Annotated in this window: 19 protein-coding genes; all 19 read right to left on the reverse strand. The window is 38.1% G+C overall.

Annotated elements, in window-relative coordinates; all coding sequences use genetic code 11:
* Positions 1–8: 8 nt before the first annotated feature.
* A complete protein-coding gene (gene nusA / locus JOC34_RS04470) occupies positions 9–1,112 on the reverse strand; it encodes a transcription termination factor NusA (RefSeq protein ID WP_205135504.1) in 1,104 nt (367 codons plus the stop codon).
* Positions 1,113–1,127: 15 nt separating this feature from the next.
* On the reverse strand, positions 1,128–1,598 hold the full coding sequence (gene rimP, locus JOC34_RS04475) for a ribosome maturation factor RimP (RefSeq protein WP_205135505.1): 471 nt from the start codon (positions 1,596–1,598) through the stop codon (positions 1,128–1,130).
* A gap of 437 nt (positions 1,599–2,035) precedes the next feature.
* Positions 2,036–6,325, reverse strand: a complete 4,290-nt coding sequence (locus JOC34_RS04480; protein ID WP_205135506.1) for a PolC-type DNA polymerase III — start codon at positions 6,323–6,325, stop codon at positions 2,036–2,038.
* A 164-nt stretch (positions 6,326–6,489) separates the two neighbouring features.
* Entirely contained in the window at positions 6,490–7,752 is a 1,263-nt protein-coding gene (gene rseP, locus JOC34_RS04485; protein ID WP_205135507.1) for an RIP metalloprotease RseP, read from the reverse strand.
* 215 nt (positions 7,753–7,967) lie between these two features.
* Positions 7,968–8,753, reverse strand: a complete 786-nt coding sequence (locus JOC34_RS04490) for a phosphatidate cytidylyltransferase (protein ID WP_205135508.1) — start codon at positions 8,751–8,753, stop codon at positions 7,968–7,970.
* A 15-nt stretch (positions 8,754–8,768) separates the two neighbouring features.
* Positions 8,769–9,530 carry an isoprenyl transferase gene (locus tag JOC34_RS04495; protein ID WP_205135509.1) on the reverse strand — a complete coding sequence of 254 codons (762 nt, stop codon included), beginning with the start codon at positions 9,528–9,530 and terminating at the stop codon, positions 8,769–8,771.
* A 231-nt stretch (positions 9,531–9,761) separates the two neighbouring features.
* Positions 9,762–10,319, reverse strand: a complete 558-nt coding sequence (gene frr, locus JOC34_RS04500; RefSeq protein ID WP_205135510.1) for a ribosome recycling factor — start codon at positions 10,317–10,319, stop codon at positions 9,762–9,764.
* A gap of 2 nt (positions 10,320–10,321) precedes the next feature.
* Positions 10,322–11,044, reverse strand: coding sequence for a UMP kinase (pyrH, locus tag JOC34_RS04505; protein WP_205135511.1), 723 nt, complete (start codon positions 11,042–11,044; stop codon positions 10,322–10,324).
* Between the two features lie 157 nt (positions 11,045–11,201).
* Entirely contained in the window at positions 11,202–12,086 is an 885-nt protein-coding gene (gene tsf / locus JOC34_RS04510) for a translation elongation factor Ts (protein ID WP_205135512.1), read from the reverse strand.
* A gap of 105 nt (positions 12,087–12,191) precedes the next feature.
* Positions 12,192–12,965 (reverse strand): 30S ribosomal protein S2, encoded by a 774-nt coding sequence (rpsB, locus tag JOC34_RS04515; protein ID WP_205135513.1) that lies wholly within the window; start codon positions 12,963–12,965, stop codon positions 12,192–12,194.
* A 189-nt stretch (positions 12,966–13,154) separates the two neighbouring features.
* Positions 13,155–13,586 carry a DUF6115 domain-containing protein gene (locus tag JOC34_RS04520; RefSeq protein WP_205135514.1) on the reverse strand — a complete coding sequence of 144 codons (432 nt, stop codon included), beginning with the start codon at positions 13,584–13,586 and terminating at the stop codon, positions 13,155–13,157.
* Positions 13,587–13,624: 38 nt separating this feature from the next.
* A complete protein-coding gene (locus tag JOC34_RS04525; protein WP_205135515.1) occupies positions 13,625–14,398 on the reverse strand; it encodes a FliA/WhiG family RNA polymerase sigma factor in 774 nt (257 codons plus the stop codon).
* Between the two features lie 286 nt (positions 14,399–14,684).
* Complete coding sequence (locus JOC34_RS04530; RefSeq protein WP_205135516.1) at positions 14,685–15,182, reverse strand: chemotaxis protein CheD; 498 nt, start codon at positions 15,180–15,182, stop codon at positions 14,685–14,687.
* A complete protein-coding gene (locus JOC34_RS04535; RefSeq protein ID WP_205135517.1) occupies positions 15,175–15,810 on the reverse strand; it encodes a chemotaxis protein CheC in 636 nt (211 codons plus the stop codon). Before JOC34_RS04535 ends, JOC34_RS04530 begins: the two co-directional genes overlap by 8 nt.
* A 5-nt stretch (positions 15,811–15,815) precedes the next feature.
* On the reverse strand, positions 15,816–16,283 hold the full coding sequence (locus JOC34_RS04540; protein WP_205135518.1) for a chemotaxis protein CheW: 468 nt from the start codon (positions 16,281–16,283) through the stop codon (positions 15,816–15,818).
* Positions 16,284–16,314: 31 nt separating this feature from the next.
* Complete coding sequence (locus JOC34_RS04545) at positions 16,315–16,965, reverse strand: CheB methylesterase domain-containing protein (protein WP_205135519.1); 651 nt, start codon at positions 16,963–16,965, stop codon at positions 16,315–16,317.
* The gene (locus JOC34_RS04550; RefSeq protein ID WP_205135520.1) at positions 16,962–17,834 is read right to left on the reverse strand and encodes a MinD/ParA family protein; all 873 of its coding nucleotides are present in this window, start codon (positions 17,832–17,834) and stop codon (positions 16,962–16,964) included. The genes JOC34_RS04545 and JOC34_RS04550 overlap by 4 nt, the downstream gene beginning before the upstream one ends.
* Positions 17,827–18,942 (reverse strand): flagellar biosynthesis GTPase FlhF, encoded by a 1,116-nt coding sequence (gene flhF / locus JOC34_RS04555; protein WP_205135521.1) that lies wholly within the window; start codon positions 18,940–18,942, stop codon positions 17,827–17,829. The genes JOC34_RS04550 and flhF overlap by 8 nt, the downstream gene beginning before the upstream one ends.
* A complete protein-coding gene (gene flhA / locus JOC34_RS04560; RefSeq protein WP_205135522.1) occupies positions 18,939–20,972 on the reverse strand; it encodes a flagellar biosynthesis protein FlhA in 2,034 nt (677 codons plus the stop codon). Before flhA ends, flhF begins: the two co-directional genes overlap by 4 nt.
* Between the last annotated feature and the right edge of the window lie 3 nt (positions 20,973–20,975).

The raw sequence follows: 20,975 nt of genomic DNA on the forward strand, positions 1-20,975 counted from the left end.
GACCCTCCCTAGTAAAACAAATCATCATCGCTATTCGATTCAATAGCTTCGTTTTCTTCTTTAATCAACAGGCCTTCTTCAATCGCCTCTGTTTCACTTTTAATATCGATTTTCCAACCAGTTAATTTAGCGGCTAATCTTGCGTTTTGACCACGTTTACCAATTGCTAATGACAATTGGTAATCAGGTACAATTACTGTAGTTGCTTTTGCATCTTCATCGACAAGCACATCAATCACTTTAGATGGGCTTAGTGCATTTGATACGTATACAACCGGATCTTCAGACCATTCTACAATATCTATTTTTTCACCTTTTAATTCATCAACGATGACTTGAACCCGCTGACCTTTCTGGCCTACGCATGAGCCGACAGCATCAATTTCAGGATCTGCAGCATAAACGGATAATTTTGAACGGTCACCTGCTTCTCTTGCCACAGACTTAATCTCCACAATTCCATCATAAATTTCCGGAACTTCCATTTCGAAAAGTCTCTTTAGTAGATCAGGATGGGCCCTGGAAATATAAATTTGTGGACCTTTACTTGTGTTTTCAACTTTGGAAACAAATACTTTGATCCGATCATGTACATGATATTCTTCAGAAGGCATCTGCTCGGCTTCAGCCAGTTTTGCTTCTATTTTTCCCAAATTCACATAAACAAATCTAGGGTCTTTCCGCTGAATAATCCCTGTCATGACATCTTCTTCACGATCAGAATATTCACTGAAAATGACACCTCGTTCTGCCTCCCTAACACGTTGTGTAACCACTTGTTTAGCTGCTTGGGCTGCAATACGACCAAAGTCCTTTGGTGTTACTTCCACCTCTATAATGTCTTCTATTTCATAATTCGGATCTATTGCCTTTGCTTCCTCTAAAGACAACTCCAATTGTGTATCTTCCACTTCTTCTACAACTGTTTTTCGTGAAAAAACGCCCATTTTACCTGTTTCTTCGTTTAATTCCACCCGTACATTTGTAGCGGACTTGAAGTTTTTCTTGTAAGCAGAAATTAATGCTGCTTCTAACGCCTCTAAGAGCACGTCTTTATCAATTCCCTTTTCCACTGCTAAATTATCAATCGCATCGAACAATTGACTGCTCACTTTTTTATTCCCCCTTTAGAACGCTACAGCAAGTCTTGCTTTTGCTACTTTTTCAAATGGTATAGTTACTTGCTGGTTTCGCGTTTTCACTTTGTATGCAATTGTTATTACATCATCCGTAAATGATTGTAAAATACCTTCATACGTTTTTTCACCATCAATTGGTTCATATAGCTTGATGACTACATTTTTATTCAAATTGTTTTCGAAGTCTGCCCTTGTTTTTAACGGGCGTTCAACACCAGGTGAAGACACTTCCAAAAAGTAGGCCTCTTTAATCGGGTCAGCTTCATCTAGCTTTTCACTTAATAACTCCGAAACGTCACCACACTCTGTTATGTCAACTCCGCCTTCTTTGTCAATATAAACGCGAAGAAACCAGTTGGAACCTTCTTTTACATATTCAATATCAACTAATTCAAGGCCCTTCTCATCTAAAATAGGCTGTAAAAACCCTTCTGTTATATCAATTGCTTGAGAACTCATCATACATCCTCCTTTACTTCACTTTTGTACAAGTACAACTGCATGTTATTTTGTAAGTTGTTTCTTATTATTACCATCATCTCTTTTTTCATTTTCTTTTCTTAAAATGAAACTTCATTCAATAGAAGCTTTCGACGCACAGGACGTGCTAATACAGGCGTTGACGCGTGACGTCTCGAAGTTAATCTGCTTCCCATTAAATGTTAGTTGAACTGCCCGCCATTCTGCGATAAATATAAACCCCCTGCCGGAAGTTGTGGCAAGGGGAAGTTTAACGCGAAATAGAATAGAGGTATGAAGAAAGAGTGGGTTTTGAGCCCACTCTTTACAATCCGTCCGTATCATTTCTTACCAAAAGAAGTATATCACAAAGATATAAACGATGCAACAAGTGAGATAGAGATGTTATATCCTATATGACATCCATTTAAACCAATTTAAAACAAGGACAATTGATTTTTTTCTTCCATGCCTTCTAAGCATCCATGATTATCCAAATATTCCAGTACCGTTTTCGAAATCTTACTACGCTCCCGCAAATCTTCTTTAGATAGGAATTCTCCTTCTTCACGAGCCTGGACAATGTTCAATGCTGCGTTTGTACCTAATCCGTCAACAGCGTTAAATGGTGGAATTAGAGTATTGCCGTCGACGATGAATTCCGTTGCACTCGATTTATAAAGATCAACCTTACTAAACGTAAACCCTCTTTCCCACATTTCAAGGGAAATTTCTAATACGGTCAACAAACTTTTTTCCTTCGGTGGAGCATCATTGCCTTTTTCTAAAATATCGCTAATCCGCTGGTTTAATGTTTCTGGTCCTTTTACCATGGTATCAAGCTCGAAATCACTTGCACGTACGGAAAAATAAGCTGCGTAGAATAAAATTGGATGGTGTACTTTGAAATAAGCAATGCGAACTGCCATTAATACATATGCCGCAGCATGGGCTTTCGGGAACATATACTTAATCTTTTTACACGATTCAATATACCAATCCGGCACATGATGTTTTCTCATTTCTATAATCCATTCATCCTGTAGACCTTTACCTTTACGAACAAACTCCATGATTTTAAAGGCCAGTGATGCATCTAAACCTTTATGCATTAAATAAACCATGATATCATCACGACAACCAATAACATCCGGCAATTCACAAATACCATCATTAATTAATTCCTGTGCATTTCCCAACCATACATCTGTACCATGTGACAAACCGGAAATAATAACAAGTTCAGCAAACGTTTTCGGCTTCGTATCTTCTAACATTTGCCTAACAAACCTTGTTCCAAACTCTGGAACACCTAAGGTACCAGTTTTACAATTAATTTGTTCAGGTGTGACACCAAGCGATTCTGTTCCAGAAAATAACTTCATAACTTCAGCATCGTCCGTTGGTATCGTCATTGGATCAATTCCGCTTAAATCCTGTAGCATACGAATAACGGTTGGATCATCATGACCAAGTATATCCAGTTTTAACAAATTACTGTCAATGGAATGGAAATCGAAATGCGTTGTTTTCCATTCACTTTTCCGATCATCTGCAGGAAACTGGATCGGTGTAAAGTCATAAATTTCTTTATCATCTGGGACAACAATTATCCCACCCGGATGCTGTCCGGTTGTTCTTTTGACACCTGTACACCCCTGTACCAGACGATCCACTTCTGCGTTTTTATAAACGAGTTGTTTGTCGGAAGCATACCCTTTTACATACCCATATGCGGTTTTCTCTGCAATCGTACCAATTGTGCCGGCACGGAATACCTTGTCTTCACCAAATAATACTTTGGTATAATGATGTGCTTTGGGCTGATATTCCCCTGAGAAGTTTAAATCGATATCAGGTACTTTATCTCCCTTAAAACCAAGGAAGGTTTCAAATGGGATATCTTGCCCATCCTTCACCAATTCCTCATTACAGTTTGGACAATTTTTATCTGGTAAATCAAAACCACTACCAACAGACCCGTCTGTAATAAATTCATTGTATTTACACGCTTTACATACATAATGTGGTGGTAAGGGATTGACTTCTGTAATTTCCGTCATGGTTGCTACCAGTGATGAACCGACTGAACCACGTGAACCGACAAGATATCCATCATCCAATGACTTTTTCACCAGTTTATGAGAAATTAAATAGATAACGGCAAATCCATTTCCAATAATGCTTTCCAACTCTTTTTCCAACCGATCTACCACGATTTGTGGAACAGATTCACCATAAATATTTTTCGCCCGTGTATAACAAAGGTTCCGCATTTCTTCTTCCGCACCTTCGATTGTAGGTGTAAACAGGCCATCCTGAACAGGAGATATATCCCCAATTTCTTCAGCAATTTTATTTGTATTCGTAACAACAATTTCACGTGCTTTCTCTTCTCCTAAAAAGTGAAAACAGTCCATCATTTCTGTTGTCGTTCGGAAAGGTGTATCCGGCAATGTTTGACGATTTAATGGATTACCTGCCTGTGATGCAATTAAAATTTGCCGATATAATTTATCATGATCATCAATATAATGAACATTCCCTGTTGCTACTACCGTTTTGTTCATTCGCTTACCCATGTCAACAATCTTTTTGATGATATCAAGAATTTGGGATTCGTTTTGAACAAGGTCCCTTTCGATTAAATGTGCATAATTTGCTGGTGGCTGCACTTCTATATAATCATAGAATTCCGCAATATTTTCCGCCTCTTCGGCAGATTTTTGCATCATTGTTTCAAAAACTTCCCCTTTGTCACACCCTGAACCGACAATAATACCCTCACGTAATTCTTTTAAAAGGGATCGCGGAATCCGGGGCACACGGTAAAAATAATCAATGTGCGCCATGGAAACAAGCTTATAAATGTTTTTTAACCCTGCTTGTGTTTGCGCCATTAATGTACAGTGATATGGACGCGAACGTTGGTAAGCATTCCCTTCACCCATATGATTGTTCAATTGATTATGATTTATAATTCCTTTTTCCAGTGCTTTTTGAATCAATTTCCAATGTAAATAGCTTGTTGCTTCTGCATCATAAATTGCCCGATGATGCTGTGTCAGTTCAATATCTAAAAACTTACATAGTGTATTCAAACGATGGTTCTTTAGCTCGGGGATGAGAAAGCGAGCAAGCTCTAAAGTATCAACGACCGGATTTTGAACCTTATCATAATCGATTCTTTTATAACCCTGATTTAAAAATCCAATATCGAAACTTGCATTATGCGCAACAAGCGTATCCTCTTTTACCCATGCATGGAAATCCTTTAATACATCATCAATTTCCGGTGCATCTTTAACCATATCATCTGTGATTCCCGTTAAATCAGTCGTTATCTGGGCTAACGGATGATGTGGGTTTGCAAAGGATTCGAAGCGATCGATGATTTCCCCTTGTTTGATTTTGACGCCCGCTAATTCAATTATCGTGTCATATACTGCTGAAAGTCCAGTTGTTTCCACGTCAAAAACGACATATGTTTCCGTTTCAAGCGCCCGATCTTCCACATTATATGCAATCGGAACACCATCATCAACTAGGTTTGCTTCCACACCATACAATACCTTGATATCGTTTTTCTTTCCGGCAAAATGTGCCTCGGGAAAACCTTGTACACCCGCATGATCTGTTATTGCGACAGCTTTATGTCCCCACTTAGCAGCCTGAGTGACAAGCGCAGTTGGCGAAACGACGGCATCCAATTGACTCATCGTTGTATGTGCATGTAATTCCGCCCGCTTTTCATCTTCGGGCGCCTCATCCTTTCGAGATTCGACTTTCACCTCATGGATGTCATTCGCCATCATGGCTAATTCATTCGTATACATGTCAGTCTGGATACTACCTCTTGCTTTTATCCACATGCCTTGTTTGACCGTTTCAAATTTCTTGGCATCTTCGTCTCCCTTTGAAAACATTTTAATTTGCAAGGAGTCTGTATAGTCGGTCGCTTTAATAATCAAAAGACTTCTGCCAGAACGTAATGCACGAATATCAACGGCAAATACATAGCCTTGTACGGTTATTCGTCGTTCTTCATCCTGTATTTCCTCCATTTGGATGGCTTCGTCTTTTATTTTATAACCAAGCGTCAATGGCTGGTTATTATTATTGGCTTTATCCTGATCTCGTTTTTCTTTTTCCTGGACCGTTTTTAATACCATTTGCTGATCTTCCAATGCCGTCTGTTCTTTAAATCTTTGAATATCAGCTTCTTCTGTTTTTATTTCTATATGAAGGGAATAAGATAACGCTCCTACTTTTTGACAATAGTTTTGGAATTTTTCTTCTAGGCGTTTTTTTAGTGCACTTGCTTCTGCCTCATTTCTAGCAGTTAACTGAAGCTTATTATTATTTACCTGGGGTTTTTGGTTCATCACTAAATCTTTATACGCAGGTGATAAATGCGTTTGGGATTGTATAAAACTTTGCCAATAGCCACTAATATTATCAGGTGAACATGTTTTATCATCTGTAGTAATCGTTAAATCGACCATAGCAAATTGTTGAAATGTTTCTTGAAGTTTCATTATCATATATTGATAAATACTTACTGGCAATATATTTTTCAAGTGAACATGAAAATGCCATGTTTTGGTTTGTTTGTATACTTCCAATTTGTTTAAATAGCTTTCAGCAAAATAATCTGTAATATACGATTCCGGTATTTGCAGTTGTTTCAATAATAAATTCATTTTTTCCTGTTTCGATATATCCATTTTCATTTCCCCCTATTGCAGCTAACAAAAGGCCAATTATGGAAAACCCTTGTCGTTATTATTGACAAGGGTCCCATTTTTAAATGATGTAACTATTTCAACTCTTAGTGGTAACTATCGTCTGCGCCCTAAAGGCTAGTGATAAGTACCACCTCAAGTTTCCTTTATAGGAATAGACGTTGTATGTCATTCCAGGTAACGACAATCATTAATAACATTAATAACGCAAATCCAACAAAGTGAAAAATACCTTCTTTTTCCGGTGCAATCGGTTTTCCACGAATTGCTTCAAAGCCGACAAACATTAATCTTCCACCATCAAGTGCAGGAAGCGGTACTAAATTAATGATCCCTAGGTTAATACTTAACATTGCTGTCCACATTAAGAAGTTCATAAAGCCCGTTTGAACGACTTGGTCTGTAGCATCATAAATACCTACAGGTCCTGATAACATTTCAATCGAGACCTGTCCCGTAACCAGCATGCCCAGATTAGTTAATATCATTTTCGTTGTGTCATAGGTTTGTGTAAATCCGTATTTAAACGTACCAAGAAACGACTTTTCAAATGCCTGGTATACGCCAATTTGTCCAATTGTTTCCCCAGGTTCAGCTTCTACGCCTTTTGGAACAACTGTTGTTTCCTCTTCCTTACCATCACGCTTCACAACCAAGTTAACTTCTTCATCCGGGTGTTCTCTAACTACCGAAGTAAATTCTTCCCATGTTGAAACCGGGGCGCCATCGATTTGTACAATTTCATCCTTCGATTGTAAACCGGCTTCAGCTGCTGGACTATCTGATTGAATATTATCAACGATGGCCTGTTCAGTTGGAACCCCTTGTATAAGACCAAGACAAATAAAGATTACGATCGCCAAGATAAAGTTCATCATTGGACCAGCAAAAAGTTGCATTGCCCGCTGTCCAACACTTTTAGAGGCAAACTGCCGATCATATGGGGCGATCTGTGTTTCTCGTTCATCCATTATAAAGAATGCTTTCGGGTCTACATCAAAGCTGAGCTTTTCATCCTCTTCATCAACCTCATAACCGTCAATTCTAAGTGCGTGATCCAAATCAACATGCTCCACTTCAATGACGCGTGCATTTGGATGCTTTGATTTATTGTTGACGATAATTTTATCGACTTTCCCTGCTTCATTGAATTCCATACCAATATGATGACCCGGTTTCAATTCAATAATTTCAGGATCCTCACCTGCAACCCGAACATAGCCACCAGCAGGAATCAGACGAATGGTATACAATGTTTCATTCTTCGTAAATGAAAATATCTTTGGTCCGAATCCAATTGCAAACTCACGGGCCAACATGCCAGCACGTTTCGCAAAGATTAAATGACCGAATTCATGGATGAAAACAAGCAGCCCAAACATAAATATAAACGCTATAACTGTGGTCAAAAGAAGCACCTTCCTTTTATCGGTGTAGGAATGCCCTACACGAAGTAGGGTAGTTCGGTATTGCGACAATGTTTTCAACCGCAATCTAGAACGTCACATCGCGTACTTAACCGAACCCCATCTGAATCGCCGTTCGTGTTTCCTTTATCTCATACGGTCCCGCCTAGGTCTTACGGCAATAACTCGTAGCGTACACCTTTGTTATTCAATCAAAACTATATAAAATGAATGAAGTGTAACAATGGTAATACAAATAATAAACTATCCAGACGATCTAGTATACCACCATGTCCTGGCAAAATATTACCGGAATCTTTCACATCATAGTGTCGTTTAAATGCTGATTCCACCAGATCACCGAGCTGTCCGACAAGAGATACAAGCACTGTTACTGCGATCACAATGATCATTGAATAATGGAACGGGTGAACGAGTTGAAATATAACACCTACAATACATGCGGCGATTACTCCACCAAGTGCACCTTCAATGGTTTTATTTGGACTAATTTCTGGCCAAAGCTTTCTCTTGCCCATAGAACGTCCTACAAAATAAGCACCAGTATCCGTAGACCAAATTACAAATAAAACAAAAATAATGTAATTTAACCCAGCACCTCTTGTTTCAATCAAATAATAAAAGCCCATCCCTACGTATATCATTGCTAACATCAAAAATCCAGCATCATCAAAAGTCAATTTGTTTTTCAACAATACCGTAAATATCAATAGTAGCATAGCAAAAATCATGATTACTTCTAACTTAGAAAGCATAATTCCAGGAATAACATCTCCAGAAATCTGTAATAATAGCGTCCACAACATCACTACCGTTAACAGTGCCGGGATAGAGTAAAAGTTGATTTTACGCATCTTAATCAATTCAAATAAACCGATTGTCGCTAAAAAGTAAACAAATATCGTGAAGGGCCAATCACCATATATGACAAAGGGTAAAAATATAATTAACGCTAGAATGGCTGTAATAATTCGTTGTTTCATATACCTTCCATCACCTTAAATGCCTCCATAGCGACGTTTTCGCTGTTGATAATCCAGGAGTGCTTGTTCAAATATTTTTTCATCAAAATCCGGCCAGAATACATCTGTAAACCAAAATTCAGTATAAGCCAATTGCCAAAGCAAAAAATTGCTTAATCGTTGTTCACCACTTGTACGTATTAATAAATCCGGGTCAGACATCCCTTTGGTGTAAAGGTACTCCGAAAAGACCGCTTCATCCAGTGTATCAACCGTTAGCTTAGAACATTCGATATCATGTATGACTTGTTTCATTGCTTGCATAATTTCAAATCTACTACCATAGTTTAATGCAAAGTTTAATAATAATCCATCATTATCCTTCGTTTTTTCTTTCGCATACTGGATAGCTTCTTTTGTATGTGCCGGTAATGCTCCAGAATCCCCTATCATATCAATCCTTACATTTTTCTCAATTAATTCTGGTAAGTAAATATGTAAAAATTCTTTCGGGAGCTTCATCAGAAAGTCAATCTCCGTTGTAGGTCTCCGCCAATTTTCAGTGGAGAATGCAAACAGCGTTAGAATTTCCATGTTATGCTTCGTTGCTGATCTAACAATCTTTATGACGGAATTAATTCCCTCTTTATGACCTGCTATTCGTGGCAATCCACGTTTTTTGGCCCAGCGTCCATTTCCATCCATAATAATTGCTACATGTTCAGGAGGGCTATCCAATACTTTATTTATTATATCTGTTGTTTGTTTGTTCTTAAAAAAAGGAAGTCTCATCGACATAATTTATCCTCCGAATTTTGTTGATCTTATACAATCCTTTCAACATAATCATTATGAAGGAAAAAAGAATTATATTACCTATTCTATTAGGATGAATTCTCATTATAACACGATAATACATATTTAACGATTGTTGAATAAGAAAACAATAGCCCCCTTAAGAAAAGAGGGCTATGACACTTATTTTTTCATGCGTCTAAAAACAGGCTTTTGCAGTAATAATTATTCTGATTAAACTTCCATCATTTCTTTTTCTTTTTCTTTTACATATTGATCAATTTTAGCAATAAAATTGTCCGTTTCTTTTTGCACAGTTTCCTGCGAACTACGTAATTCATCTTCTGTCAGATCGCCGGTCTTTTCTATTTTCTTCAATTGCTCGTTTGCATCGCGACGAACATTTCTTACTTGCACACGTGATTCTTCAGCGTATTTACCAACAACTTTAATTAAGTCTTTACGACGTTCTTCCGTTAACGCTGGAATGTTGATCCGGATTACATTACCGTCATTGGATGGTGATAATCCTAAGTCTGCTTTCTGAATTGCTCTTTCCACTTCTCCGAGTGCACTCTTATCATACGGTGTAATCATCAACAATCTAGCTTCTGGCGCTGATATGTTTGCTAGTTGATTTAATGGTGTGGAAGCACCATAATAATCCACATAAATACCGTCTAATATACTCGGATTTGCCCGACCAGCCCTGATTGTGGCTAAGCTTTTAGAAAATGCCTGCACAGCTTGGGCCATTTTGTCCTGCATTTCCTTGATAATTGATTCAGACATCTTTATCTCCCCTTAATTGTCGTCCCGATTTCTTCACCTTGAACAACTCTTTTAATATTACCCTCTTCAGTAATAGAAAAAACAACTAATGGTATATCATTATCCATACATAATGAAGATGCTGTCGAATCCATAACACCTAATCCTGCATTCAACATTTCCATGTACGATAATTCATCATATTTTTCTGCGTCTTTATTAAGCTTCGGATCGGCAGTATAAACGCCATCTACATTATTCTTTGCCATTAAAATGACTTCAGCTTCTATCTCAGCTGCTCGAAGTGCGGCTGTTGTATCTGTAGAAAAATACGGATTACCGGTTCCAGCAGCAAAAATAACAACGCGTTTTTTCTCTAAATGGCGAATTGCTTTTCTTCTGATATATGGTTCGGCAACCTGACGCATTTCAATGGAGGTTTGTACCCGAGTAGGTATACCAATATTTTCGAGGCTGTCCTGTAAGGCCAATGAATTCATAACCGTTGCTAACATTCCCATGTAATCAGCGGTTGCACGATCCATTCCCATTTCACTGCCTACTTTTCCTCGCCAAATATTTCCCCCGCCAACAACAATAGCAATTTCCAGGCCCATTTCTGCTACTTCTTTCACCTGATTTGCTACGGATTGAATCACTGCTGGCTCGATGCCATACCCTTGTTGACCACTCAAAGCTTCTCCGCTTAATTTCAGTACAATTCTACGGTAACGAGTTGTTGTCATATTAACCTCCATAGAAATTTTATGTTTTGTTAGTTATAGTTTTATGTTTTTTCGAGCATTCTGTCATGGATTTTCCATCGATCAATGCCGACGTTTTTACTGAACCAAACGTTTGGAGAAATAGGGAACAGTACCTGCTCCCTATCCACTTGTTACATTATTGCTTCATTTGACTTCTAACTTCTTCAGCAAAGTTTTCTTCACGTTTTTCCATACCTTCGCCTACTTCGTAACGAATGAAAGTCTTAACAGTAGCACCTTTATCTGCCACATATTTTTTCACTTTTTGATCTGGATCTTTAACAAAGCTTTGGTCTAACAGGCAAATTTCTTCAAAGAATTTACCTAGTCGGCCTTCAACCATTTTTTCCACGATTTTCTCTGGTTTACCTTCATTTAAAGCTTGTGATTTCAATACTTCGCGTTCATGATTTACTTCTTCTTCTAAAACCTCATCGCGAGAAACATAACGTGGGTTAACTGCTGCGACGTGCATTGCGATATCTTTAGCAAGGTCGCTGTCAGTCGTACCTTCCAGTAAAGAAAGCACGCCAATACGCCCATTCATATGAAGGTAAGCACCAAATGCATCATTATCTGTTTTATTCAATACTGTAAAACGACGTAATGAAATTTTCTCACCAATCGTTGCTACTGTTGAACTAATATGAGCTTCAATTGTATTTTCTTGTCCATCAAGCTTTTGTTGCAGTACTTCTTCAACTGTTTCTGGTTGATGTTTAACAATGTGCTTACCAAGGTCTGTTAACAATTGTTTAAACTGGTCATTTTTTGTTACAAAGTCTGTTTCACAGTTCACTTCTAATAGCACCGCTGTATTATTATCTACTTCAATATAAGTAGACCCTTCCGCAGCGATACGATCGGCTTTCTTCGCTGCAGATGACATACCTTTTTCTCGTAAATAATCAATTGCCTCTTCAATATTTCCGTCTGTTTCCTGTAATGCTCTTTTACAATCCATCATACCTGCGCCCGTTTTTTCGCGCAGTTCCTTCACCATTTTTGCAGTAATTGCCATGATATATCCTCCTTAAGATATCTAAATGATTATACTCGTGTTCTTTCTTTAAAAAGGGTGATAAAAGGTTCTTCTCCTCTTATCACCCTTTCCTTTTCTTAATAATTAAGCTTGATTTGATTCAACTTCAGTTTCTTCTTTTGCTTCAACAGATTCTTCGACTGGTGCCTCTTCTACAACTTCTTCTGGCACTTCTTCTTCCTGTTTAACTTCCAGAATTGCATCAGCCATTTTTGATGTTAATAGTTTAACCGCACGAATAGCATCATCATTTCCTGGAATAACATAATCGATTTCATCTGGATCACAGTTTGTATCAACAATTCCAATGATTGGAATGTTTAATTTATGCGCTTCAGCGATCGCTATACGTTCTTTACGTGGATCAATAACAAATAATGCATCAGGGATACGTTTCATTTCCTTGATTCCACCCAAGAATTTAACGAGACGATCTTTTTCTTTTAATAATCCTACAACTTCTTTTTTCGGTAATACTTCAAAAGTTCCATCTTCTTCCATACGTTCAATGTCTTTCAGACGATTAATACGCTTGCGAATGGTTTGGAAGTTTGTAAGTGTTCCACCCAACCAACGTTGGTTAACGTAGAACATACCTGAACGAGTTGCTTCATCACGCACAGAATCCTGTGCTTGTTTTTTCGTACCTACGAAAAGGACCGTACCACCATTTGATGCGATTTCCTTAACGAACTTGTACGCTTCATCAACCTTTTTCACTGTTTTTTGCAGGTCAATGATATAAATACCGTTACGTTCCGTGAAGATATATTTCTTCATTTTCGGGTTCCAACGACGTGTCTGATGTCCGAAATGTACACCAGCTTCTAACAATTGCTTCATCGATATTGCTGCCATAATTAATTCCTCCTAATGGTTTTTTTCCTCCGTTTAGATCATCTTTGCATATTGACCAGTTACTTGTTTGGCACCAAATAAACAAATTACTAAACGTGTGTTTTTTTAACATGTTCGCTAATCTTTACGAACATAGTATTTACACCACGGATTACTATACCATATCGAACATATGGAAGCAAGTATTTTTTATGTTGTATGCAGTTTAATAATTAATGCTGCTTCTGTTTTTCCACAATTCAACTTTTTGGCTATTTCTGTTTCTGTCAAACCTTGATCGTGAAGCTGGAGAACCTTTGCCTGTAAAGACGCCTCCACATGATCGGTCTGCTCTACATCCGGTAATGAAAATGGGTCATCATTTATCAATGTTTCCTCGGATGCATGGTGTTTAGTTACACCTGATGCTTCATCCGTCTCATGGTTAGAGGAGGAAACAGCCAGTTCTGCTTGTAATCGGTTATTCTCATCTTTTATTTCTGCTAGATAGCTTTCAAGAAGTGCTGTCGTGTCATGAATATTTTCATGTTTTAGCTGTTGGTTTTGCTTAATTAATAGATAGATTGCAAAAATCGTGATGATATGTAAAATAAAACTGATGGCAAAGATAAATGTCACCATAGCTTGCACTCCCTTCTAAACAGCATATAAATTTATCTTCAAGCAAATTTTTGAATTTTATTAAGCTCTTTTCTCAATTTAAAAATCGCTTTTTTGTGTATTTGTGAAATCCGTGATGTTGTTAAATCCAGTACTTTCCCAATTTCTGTAAGTGTTAAATCTTCATTATAGAATAAACTGATGACCATTTGCTCATTGTCGGTTAAGGATTGAATGCCTGCTTTCAACTCTTCCTTCATTTCATTTTGCAGTACGTTTTTTTCAGGTAGTAATGCCGAGTCATCTGGAATAGTATAACCGATCCCCTCTTTCAGTTCACCGCTGTCCCCTTTTACTTTTTCTTCGATGGACATTATATTAGCAAACAGTGAATCTTTGATGACAGACTCGACTTCCTGTGTAGGCATGCCTGCTCTCTCGGCGATTTCTTCAGCCAGGGGAACCCGATGATAGATTTGTTCTAATTCACGCGAAATTTGTTCGATTTTTTTTGTTTTTTCCCTTGTGGCACGTGGTAGCCAGTCCTCTTTCCTTAACCCATCCATGATGGAGCCGCGTATTCGAAAAGATGCATAGGTATCAAATTTCAAATCCCGTGCTGGTTCAAATTTATTCAGTGCATCATACAACCCGATTAATCCAGTGCTTATAATATCGTCTTTATTGACATTCATTGGCAGATGACTATATATTCTCTCTACATGAAAGTTGACTAAGTACATATAATACTTAATTAATTCATTCGCAGCATCTTGATCCTGATTTTTTATCCATTCGTCCCAATGGAATTCGATAGAAGATTTCACTGACATATTCCCCTCCTTCCATCATCCTATTTATAGAAATAGCATTCATTCTAGTATATAGGCTGTTTTCTTAGATTGGGACTGCACCAAGGGTTCGTCCCAGCAAAAAAATATGCTTTTTAGTAAATGATAGATCTTAAAAGTAGTTATAAATGCCTTTCTCCGCTTTCCGCGGAAAGCATCCACCCGGATCGATCCTGGACGGCAGCAATAACTCACACGTCTTGGAAAATCACCCTGGTCTTATGTCGTATTTTATCTCAATAGCAACAAAGTATATGGATGGAATCAGTTATATATAATTGACTTCCCTATTTACTTTTCGAATTTTTAACTTAGCTGTAACCGGATCGAACTCAATCGTTCTACCAGCATTCCCCCCTAAATCAGATGAAATAATAGGAATTTGACATGCTTGTAATTCCTGTTGAATCGCCTCTGCATTTCTTGGGCCGATTCTCATAACGTCCGAATTAGAAGCGAACTGAAACATTTGGGCGCCACCAGCCAATTTTGCTTTAAGCATGCTTCTTCGGGCACCTTCTTCGACAAGTTTATTGATTAAAATAGGGATCGCTGTATCCGCGTATTTGTATTTATTAATATTCGTTTGTTTTGCTAAACTAGACTCCGGGAGCAAGACATGCGCTAGTCCTGCTACTTGCTTGATCTCATCATAGAGCACTGCACCTACACAAGAGCCTAAACCGGACGTGCGAATCAAATCTGGTGCTGTAATAACTTTCAAATCTGCAATACCGACGACAACAATCGTTTTAGTATCACACATCTTCATTGACTCCTAACGCATGAAATATCTTTTGAAATGACGAAGGATCGGGCAGCAAAAGGAAATGCCCATGCACACCGTTTTTTGAATCATTGTGATTGATCTTGGTATCAATGATAATTGCAAAATCTGTTACCTGTGATAATTCCATTAAACCAGCTGTTAAAACGGCTCCAGCCATATCTGCGCTAAAGTACGGTACAGATGGTTGCATATTAATATGCATGAAGTCAGACAATGCGGATAAGTATGACCCTGTTAAAATGTTGCCCGTTTCCTGTAATACAGAAATTGCTACTTCATCTAAAGAACCATCGCTAAACAAATTGAAAGTAACATTGTTTGTAATTTGTTGGACTAAGTTTTCTGCTTCTTCCATGGTTAAAATGAAAAACACCGTCCCTGGTGCATCACCCTGAATGCGAAAAAAGATAGCGACGATCAATGCTTCTGGTCCACCAATCAGTTCCATCATATCGTCATAGCCCACAACATCAATAGATGGAACCTGCATATCTATTTTTTTATTAATTAATTTCGCCATCGAAGTTGCTGCATTCCCCGCACCAATATTTCCTATTTCACATAAAACATCCCGTTGTTCATCTGTAAGATTTATGAATTCCATGTCTTTTATCCTTGAACCGATTTCAATTCGATCATGTCATCGGATTTTAGTACTTTTTGTAAATCAAGCAGGATAAGTAAACGGTGGTCCAAATTTGCTATACCCTTTATATAATCCACATCCACAGCACCGACAACCGCTGGTGGGTCCTCCATTGTGTCTTCTGGAATATCCAGCACATCGTTGGCAGTATCCACAATTAGACCGACTTCCATTCCATCAAAATAGACGACAATAATTCGGGTCGATTCATTGTATGGCGATGATTTAATGTTAAAACGCGTCCTTAAATCAAGTACGGGTATAACAACACCACGTAAATTGATCACTCCTTTTACAAAATCTGCAGTTTGTGGAACCCTCGTTATCGGAAGCATACGTTCAATCGAGGCAACTTGTTCTACACCTAACGCATATTCTTCATCTTGTAACTGAAAAACAATTACTTTTTGATCCGATTTTTGATTTTCCATTTTTATTCTCCTTTATAAATGATCTAATCGCTCATCTATTCACTATATGATCCATTGTTTTAGCTATTTCGTGCAATGGAACGACTTTGTCAACACAATTTGTATCCACAGCAGCTTTTGGCATCCCATATACGATTGCAGTATCCGCTGCTTCCGCAATAACGACAGCATCTGGATCACTATTCTTTAATCGTTTAATTCCCTCTGCCCCGTCGCTCCCCATTCCTGTTAAGATAACTGCTAATTTATTCACTTTTAATGTTGCGAGTGAATCAATAAGTACGTCTACTGCCGGTCTAAACCCCAAGTGCGGTTTCTCCTTCGTTAATTCAATCTTAAATGATGTACCCGCTTTACGCAGCTTCATATGATAATCACCAGGAGCGATGTATGCGGTATGGTCTTGAATTACTTCTCCATGTACTGCTTCTTTAACATGAATCCCAGTTAATGTATTAAGACGGTCTGCAAGTGATTTAGTAAATGTCTTCGGCATGTGCTGGACGATTAATATGGGTATCGAAAAATCTCTAGGCAGATCCGTTAATACTTTCTGTAATGCACGGGGGCCACCAGTCGATGTTCCAATTGCAATCAGTGTTTTTTTAATTGAGGCGCCTCCCTTTTCATTGTCTAAATCATGTTGCCCTCCGACATCATTGAAATTCACATGAAAAGTCATCCATTTCCCCTCGCCGTCAGTAGTTGTTTTAATCTCTGTACAAAAGAAACAGGAGTTATTTTATTTCCACTATTGGCCCCGGATAAATAGTTGATCGTCAATTGTTTCATTGCCTTAGATACAGCCGTTTTATCATTAAGCAGCACAAACGGCACTTGTCTTCTCACCGCATGAGATACATTTGCATCATCAGGAATAATGCCCATCATTTCTATTTCAATTTGTAAGAACCGAAAAACAACTTGCTGTAATCTTTCAAGTGACTTTGTTCCATCCATTTGAGAGATGGAACGGTTCATAATCACACGTATCGGCATGTCCGGCTGTTCATGTAGTACATGCTTGATCATACCGTATGCATCCGTTATTGATGTTGGCTCCGGTGTAGTGACAACGATGCATTCATTAGACGCTAATACGAAAAACAAACTATCAGCTGTTGCACCGGCACCAATGTCAAAAATAATATAATCATACAATTTCATGAGTGAGTAATATTGCTCAAAAAAATAGGCTTGCTCTCGTGAGTTCATTGTAAAAAAGTGATTTAACCCCGAGCCACCTGCAATATAAGAAAGTCCATTTGGCCCCGTTTCTATTATGTCATGAATAGATATTTGTTCCTGAAACATATCAATTATTGTCCTTTTCGCATGCAACCCCAGTAAAATATCGATATTCCCCATGCCAACATCCAAATCAAATAATAATACCTTTTTATCGTTTTTAATTAGTTCCAAAGAGAAATTAAGTGCGATATTGGACTTTCCAACACCGCCTTTTCCACTAATAATCGAAATTGTCTTTGTTCTGTTTGACTTTGCTGTTTTATCAAAATGCCTTCTTAAATTTGCCGCTTGATCATTCATGATCATATCCACCTACAATTAAATCACTGATTATCCCTGGTGACGCATGACTTAAATCATCCGGCACATCCTGACCATTTGTAAGATAGGAAATACCAATTTGATTATCTAATACGATGTTTATCATACTTCCATACTGCCTTGTCTCATCAACTTTCGTGAAAATCAGCCCTTTTATCGGCACATGATAAAACTGTTGATAAATCTCCGTCAAATCTTTTGGTTTAGCAGTTAGTGACAATACAAGATAAGTTGCATGCTCCTGACCTGTTCCTAAACCTTTCTCTAATTCCGCCACATATTGTGCATCACGGAAATTTCTACCAGCAGTGTCTACAAGGATTAAATCGTATTCTGCAAATTGTTGGATTGCATCCTGATAGTCTTCATTTGTATAGACTACTTCCATAGGCACATCTAAAATTTGCGCATATGTCTTTAACTGTTCAATAGCGGCGATCCGGTATGTATCAGCTGTTATAAAGGCTACCCTTTTATGATGCTTCAACATGCTGTTTGCGGCTATTTTGGCAAGGGTTGTTGTCTTACCTACGCCGGTCGGTCCAACAAAGTGAACAATCTTATTATCTTTCGTAATACCTTCAAAAGCTAATCCACTTAATCTTGTATTTATTTCTTCTTTTATAGTGCGTAGAATTTGCTTCATATCGGGCTCTATCCCATTTGATTCCTGTTTTTTTACCACTGCATTGATGATATCTTCTGCATATCGGTGATCCACTTCCTGATCCAGTAAATATTGATAGGCAATTTGATAATCTGGCTGATAATTCTCTTTTTCTCCTTGTGACTGGAGCGCAACCATCTTTTTCAAATGCTTCACCTCCTGCAGAACAACTGCAGTTGTATCAATATCTGTGGATGGCACGCTTTGGTTTATAGCATTATTTCTTTTATCCTGGTTAATTGGAAGCGGATCCGGATCCAGTGCAGCAACCACTTCAATCCGCTTCTTTTTGAGGAAGCCGAATATACCGCCATGCTGTATTTCCTTTGAATTTAAGATGACCGCTTCTGGTCCAAGTTCCTTGCGAATTTCGTTCATGACTTGCGGCATCGTTGGACCTGTATATTTTTTTACCTTCATGCAATATTCACCACCCCAACACTTTGAACCGTTACAGTTGGTTCTAATTCATTATAAGATAAGACAACAACCTGAGGTAAAAAGCGATCCAATAACTGTTTTAAATACATGCGAATTGCTGGCGAACATAAAACAACTGCCGTTTCTTCCTGTATGGTTAATTTATCCACTTCTTCACGAATGGTTTTAATAATCGTTTGTTGTGATTCCGGATCCAATGATAAATAATTGCCGTGTTCGGTTTGTTGGATACTTTCAGCAATCATTTTTTCAACCTTACCAGAAACAGTAATTACCTTCATAGATTGATCGTCGTGTGCAAATTGTTTTGTTATTTGTGCTGATAATGCCTGCCTTACGTATTCTGCCAATAGTTCGGTATCATTGGTCATTTTCGAGAAATCTGCCAGTGTTTCAAATATAATTGGTAAGTTTCTAATCGAGATGTTTTCTTTCAGCAGCTTAGCTAACACTTTTTGAATATCTCCAATTGCTAATGGCTCTGGTGTCACTTCACCTACTAGTAATGGATAACTTTCCTGCAAATGATCGATCAGCTGTTTTGTTTCTTCTCTTCCCAGTAATGTGTGTGCATGCTGTTTAATCACTTCTGTAATGTGTGTAGAAACAACAGATGGCGGATCCACGACTGTATATCCGGACAGTTCAGCTTCATCTTTATGTTCCTCTGTAATCCACTTGGCTGGTAGCCCAAACGCTGGTTCTTTTGTATCAATTCCCTCTATCATATCATCAGCAAAGTCCGGTGCCATTGCTAAATAGTGATCAAGCAGCAGTTCACCGGTCGCTACTTCATTTCCTTTTATTTTTAATCGATATTCATTTGGGTTCAGTTGAATGTTATCGCGGATTCGTACGACAGGTATAACAATCCCAAGTTCAATGGCTAATTGTCTACGAATCATAATAATTCGATCCAATAAATCTCCACCCTGATTGGCATCCGCTATTGGAATCAATGCATAACCAAATTCGAATTCAATCGGATCCATATTTAATAAGCTGACAACATTCTCCGGTGACTTCATTGCCGTGCTTTCGGTTTGCTCCTCTTCCTCTACGTCCGGCATTTCGGGTTTACTTGATTGTTTTAACAATAAATAGCCACTTAGTACCAACAAACCAGCTATGGTCGTTGTTAGGAAAAAATTAATCGGTGTGAAACCAAGTAAAAAGATGGTTCCTCCGGCAATAAATAATAGTTTCGGATATTGTAATAACTGATTGGACACTTCTGTGCCTAAATTACCGGTACTCGTAACCCTCGTTACAACTATTCCTGTTGCTGTTGCAATGAGCAATGCTGGAATTTGACTAACCAACCCATCACCAACAGTAAGACGCATAAACGTATTGATTGCTTCACCAAAAGACATGTCCATTTGGACCATACCGATAATCAAACCAAATATAATATTGATCAATACGATAATGATACCCGCTATGGCGTCACCCTTCACAAATTTACTTGCCCCATCCATTGCTCCGTGAAAATCTGCTTCATTTTCTACTTTCTCACGTCTTTCTTTTGCTTGCTGTTCAGATATTAAACCCGCATTCAGATCAGCGTCAATACTCATCTGTTTTCCGGGCATGGCATCCAATGTAAACCGTGCAGCCACTTCAGAAACCCGCTCAGCCCCTTTAGTAATAACGATAAATTGAATGATTACCAAAATAATAAACACAACAAAACCAACCAATGGATTATCTCCAATAACAAATGAACCAAAGGTGTCAACAACCCCGCCTGCTTCAGCTTCAGATAATATAGATCTTGTTGTCGATACATTCAATCCAAGCCGAAACAAAGTTAGTAGTAATAATAGAGAGGGAAAGACAGAAAACTGTAAAGCTTCATGTAAATTCATGGAAACTAATATAACCATAAGTGCTAAAGATATATTACATAAAATAAGTATACTTAATAACCATCCAGGTAGCGGGATGATTAACATGACAATAATTAAAATGACACCTAAAAGAACGGATAAATCACGGGCCTTCATGCT

The organism is Virgibacillus halotolerans, from assembly GCF_016908515.1.
Classification (GTDB): domain Bacteria; phylum Bacillota; class Bacilli; order Bacillales; family Amphibacillaceae; genus Virgibacillus_M; species Virgibacillus_M halotolerans.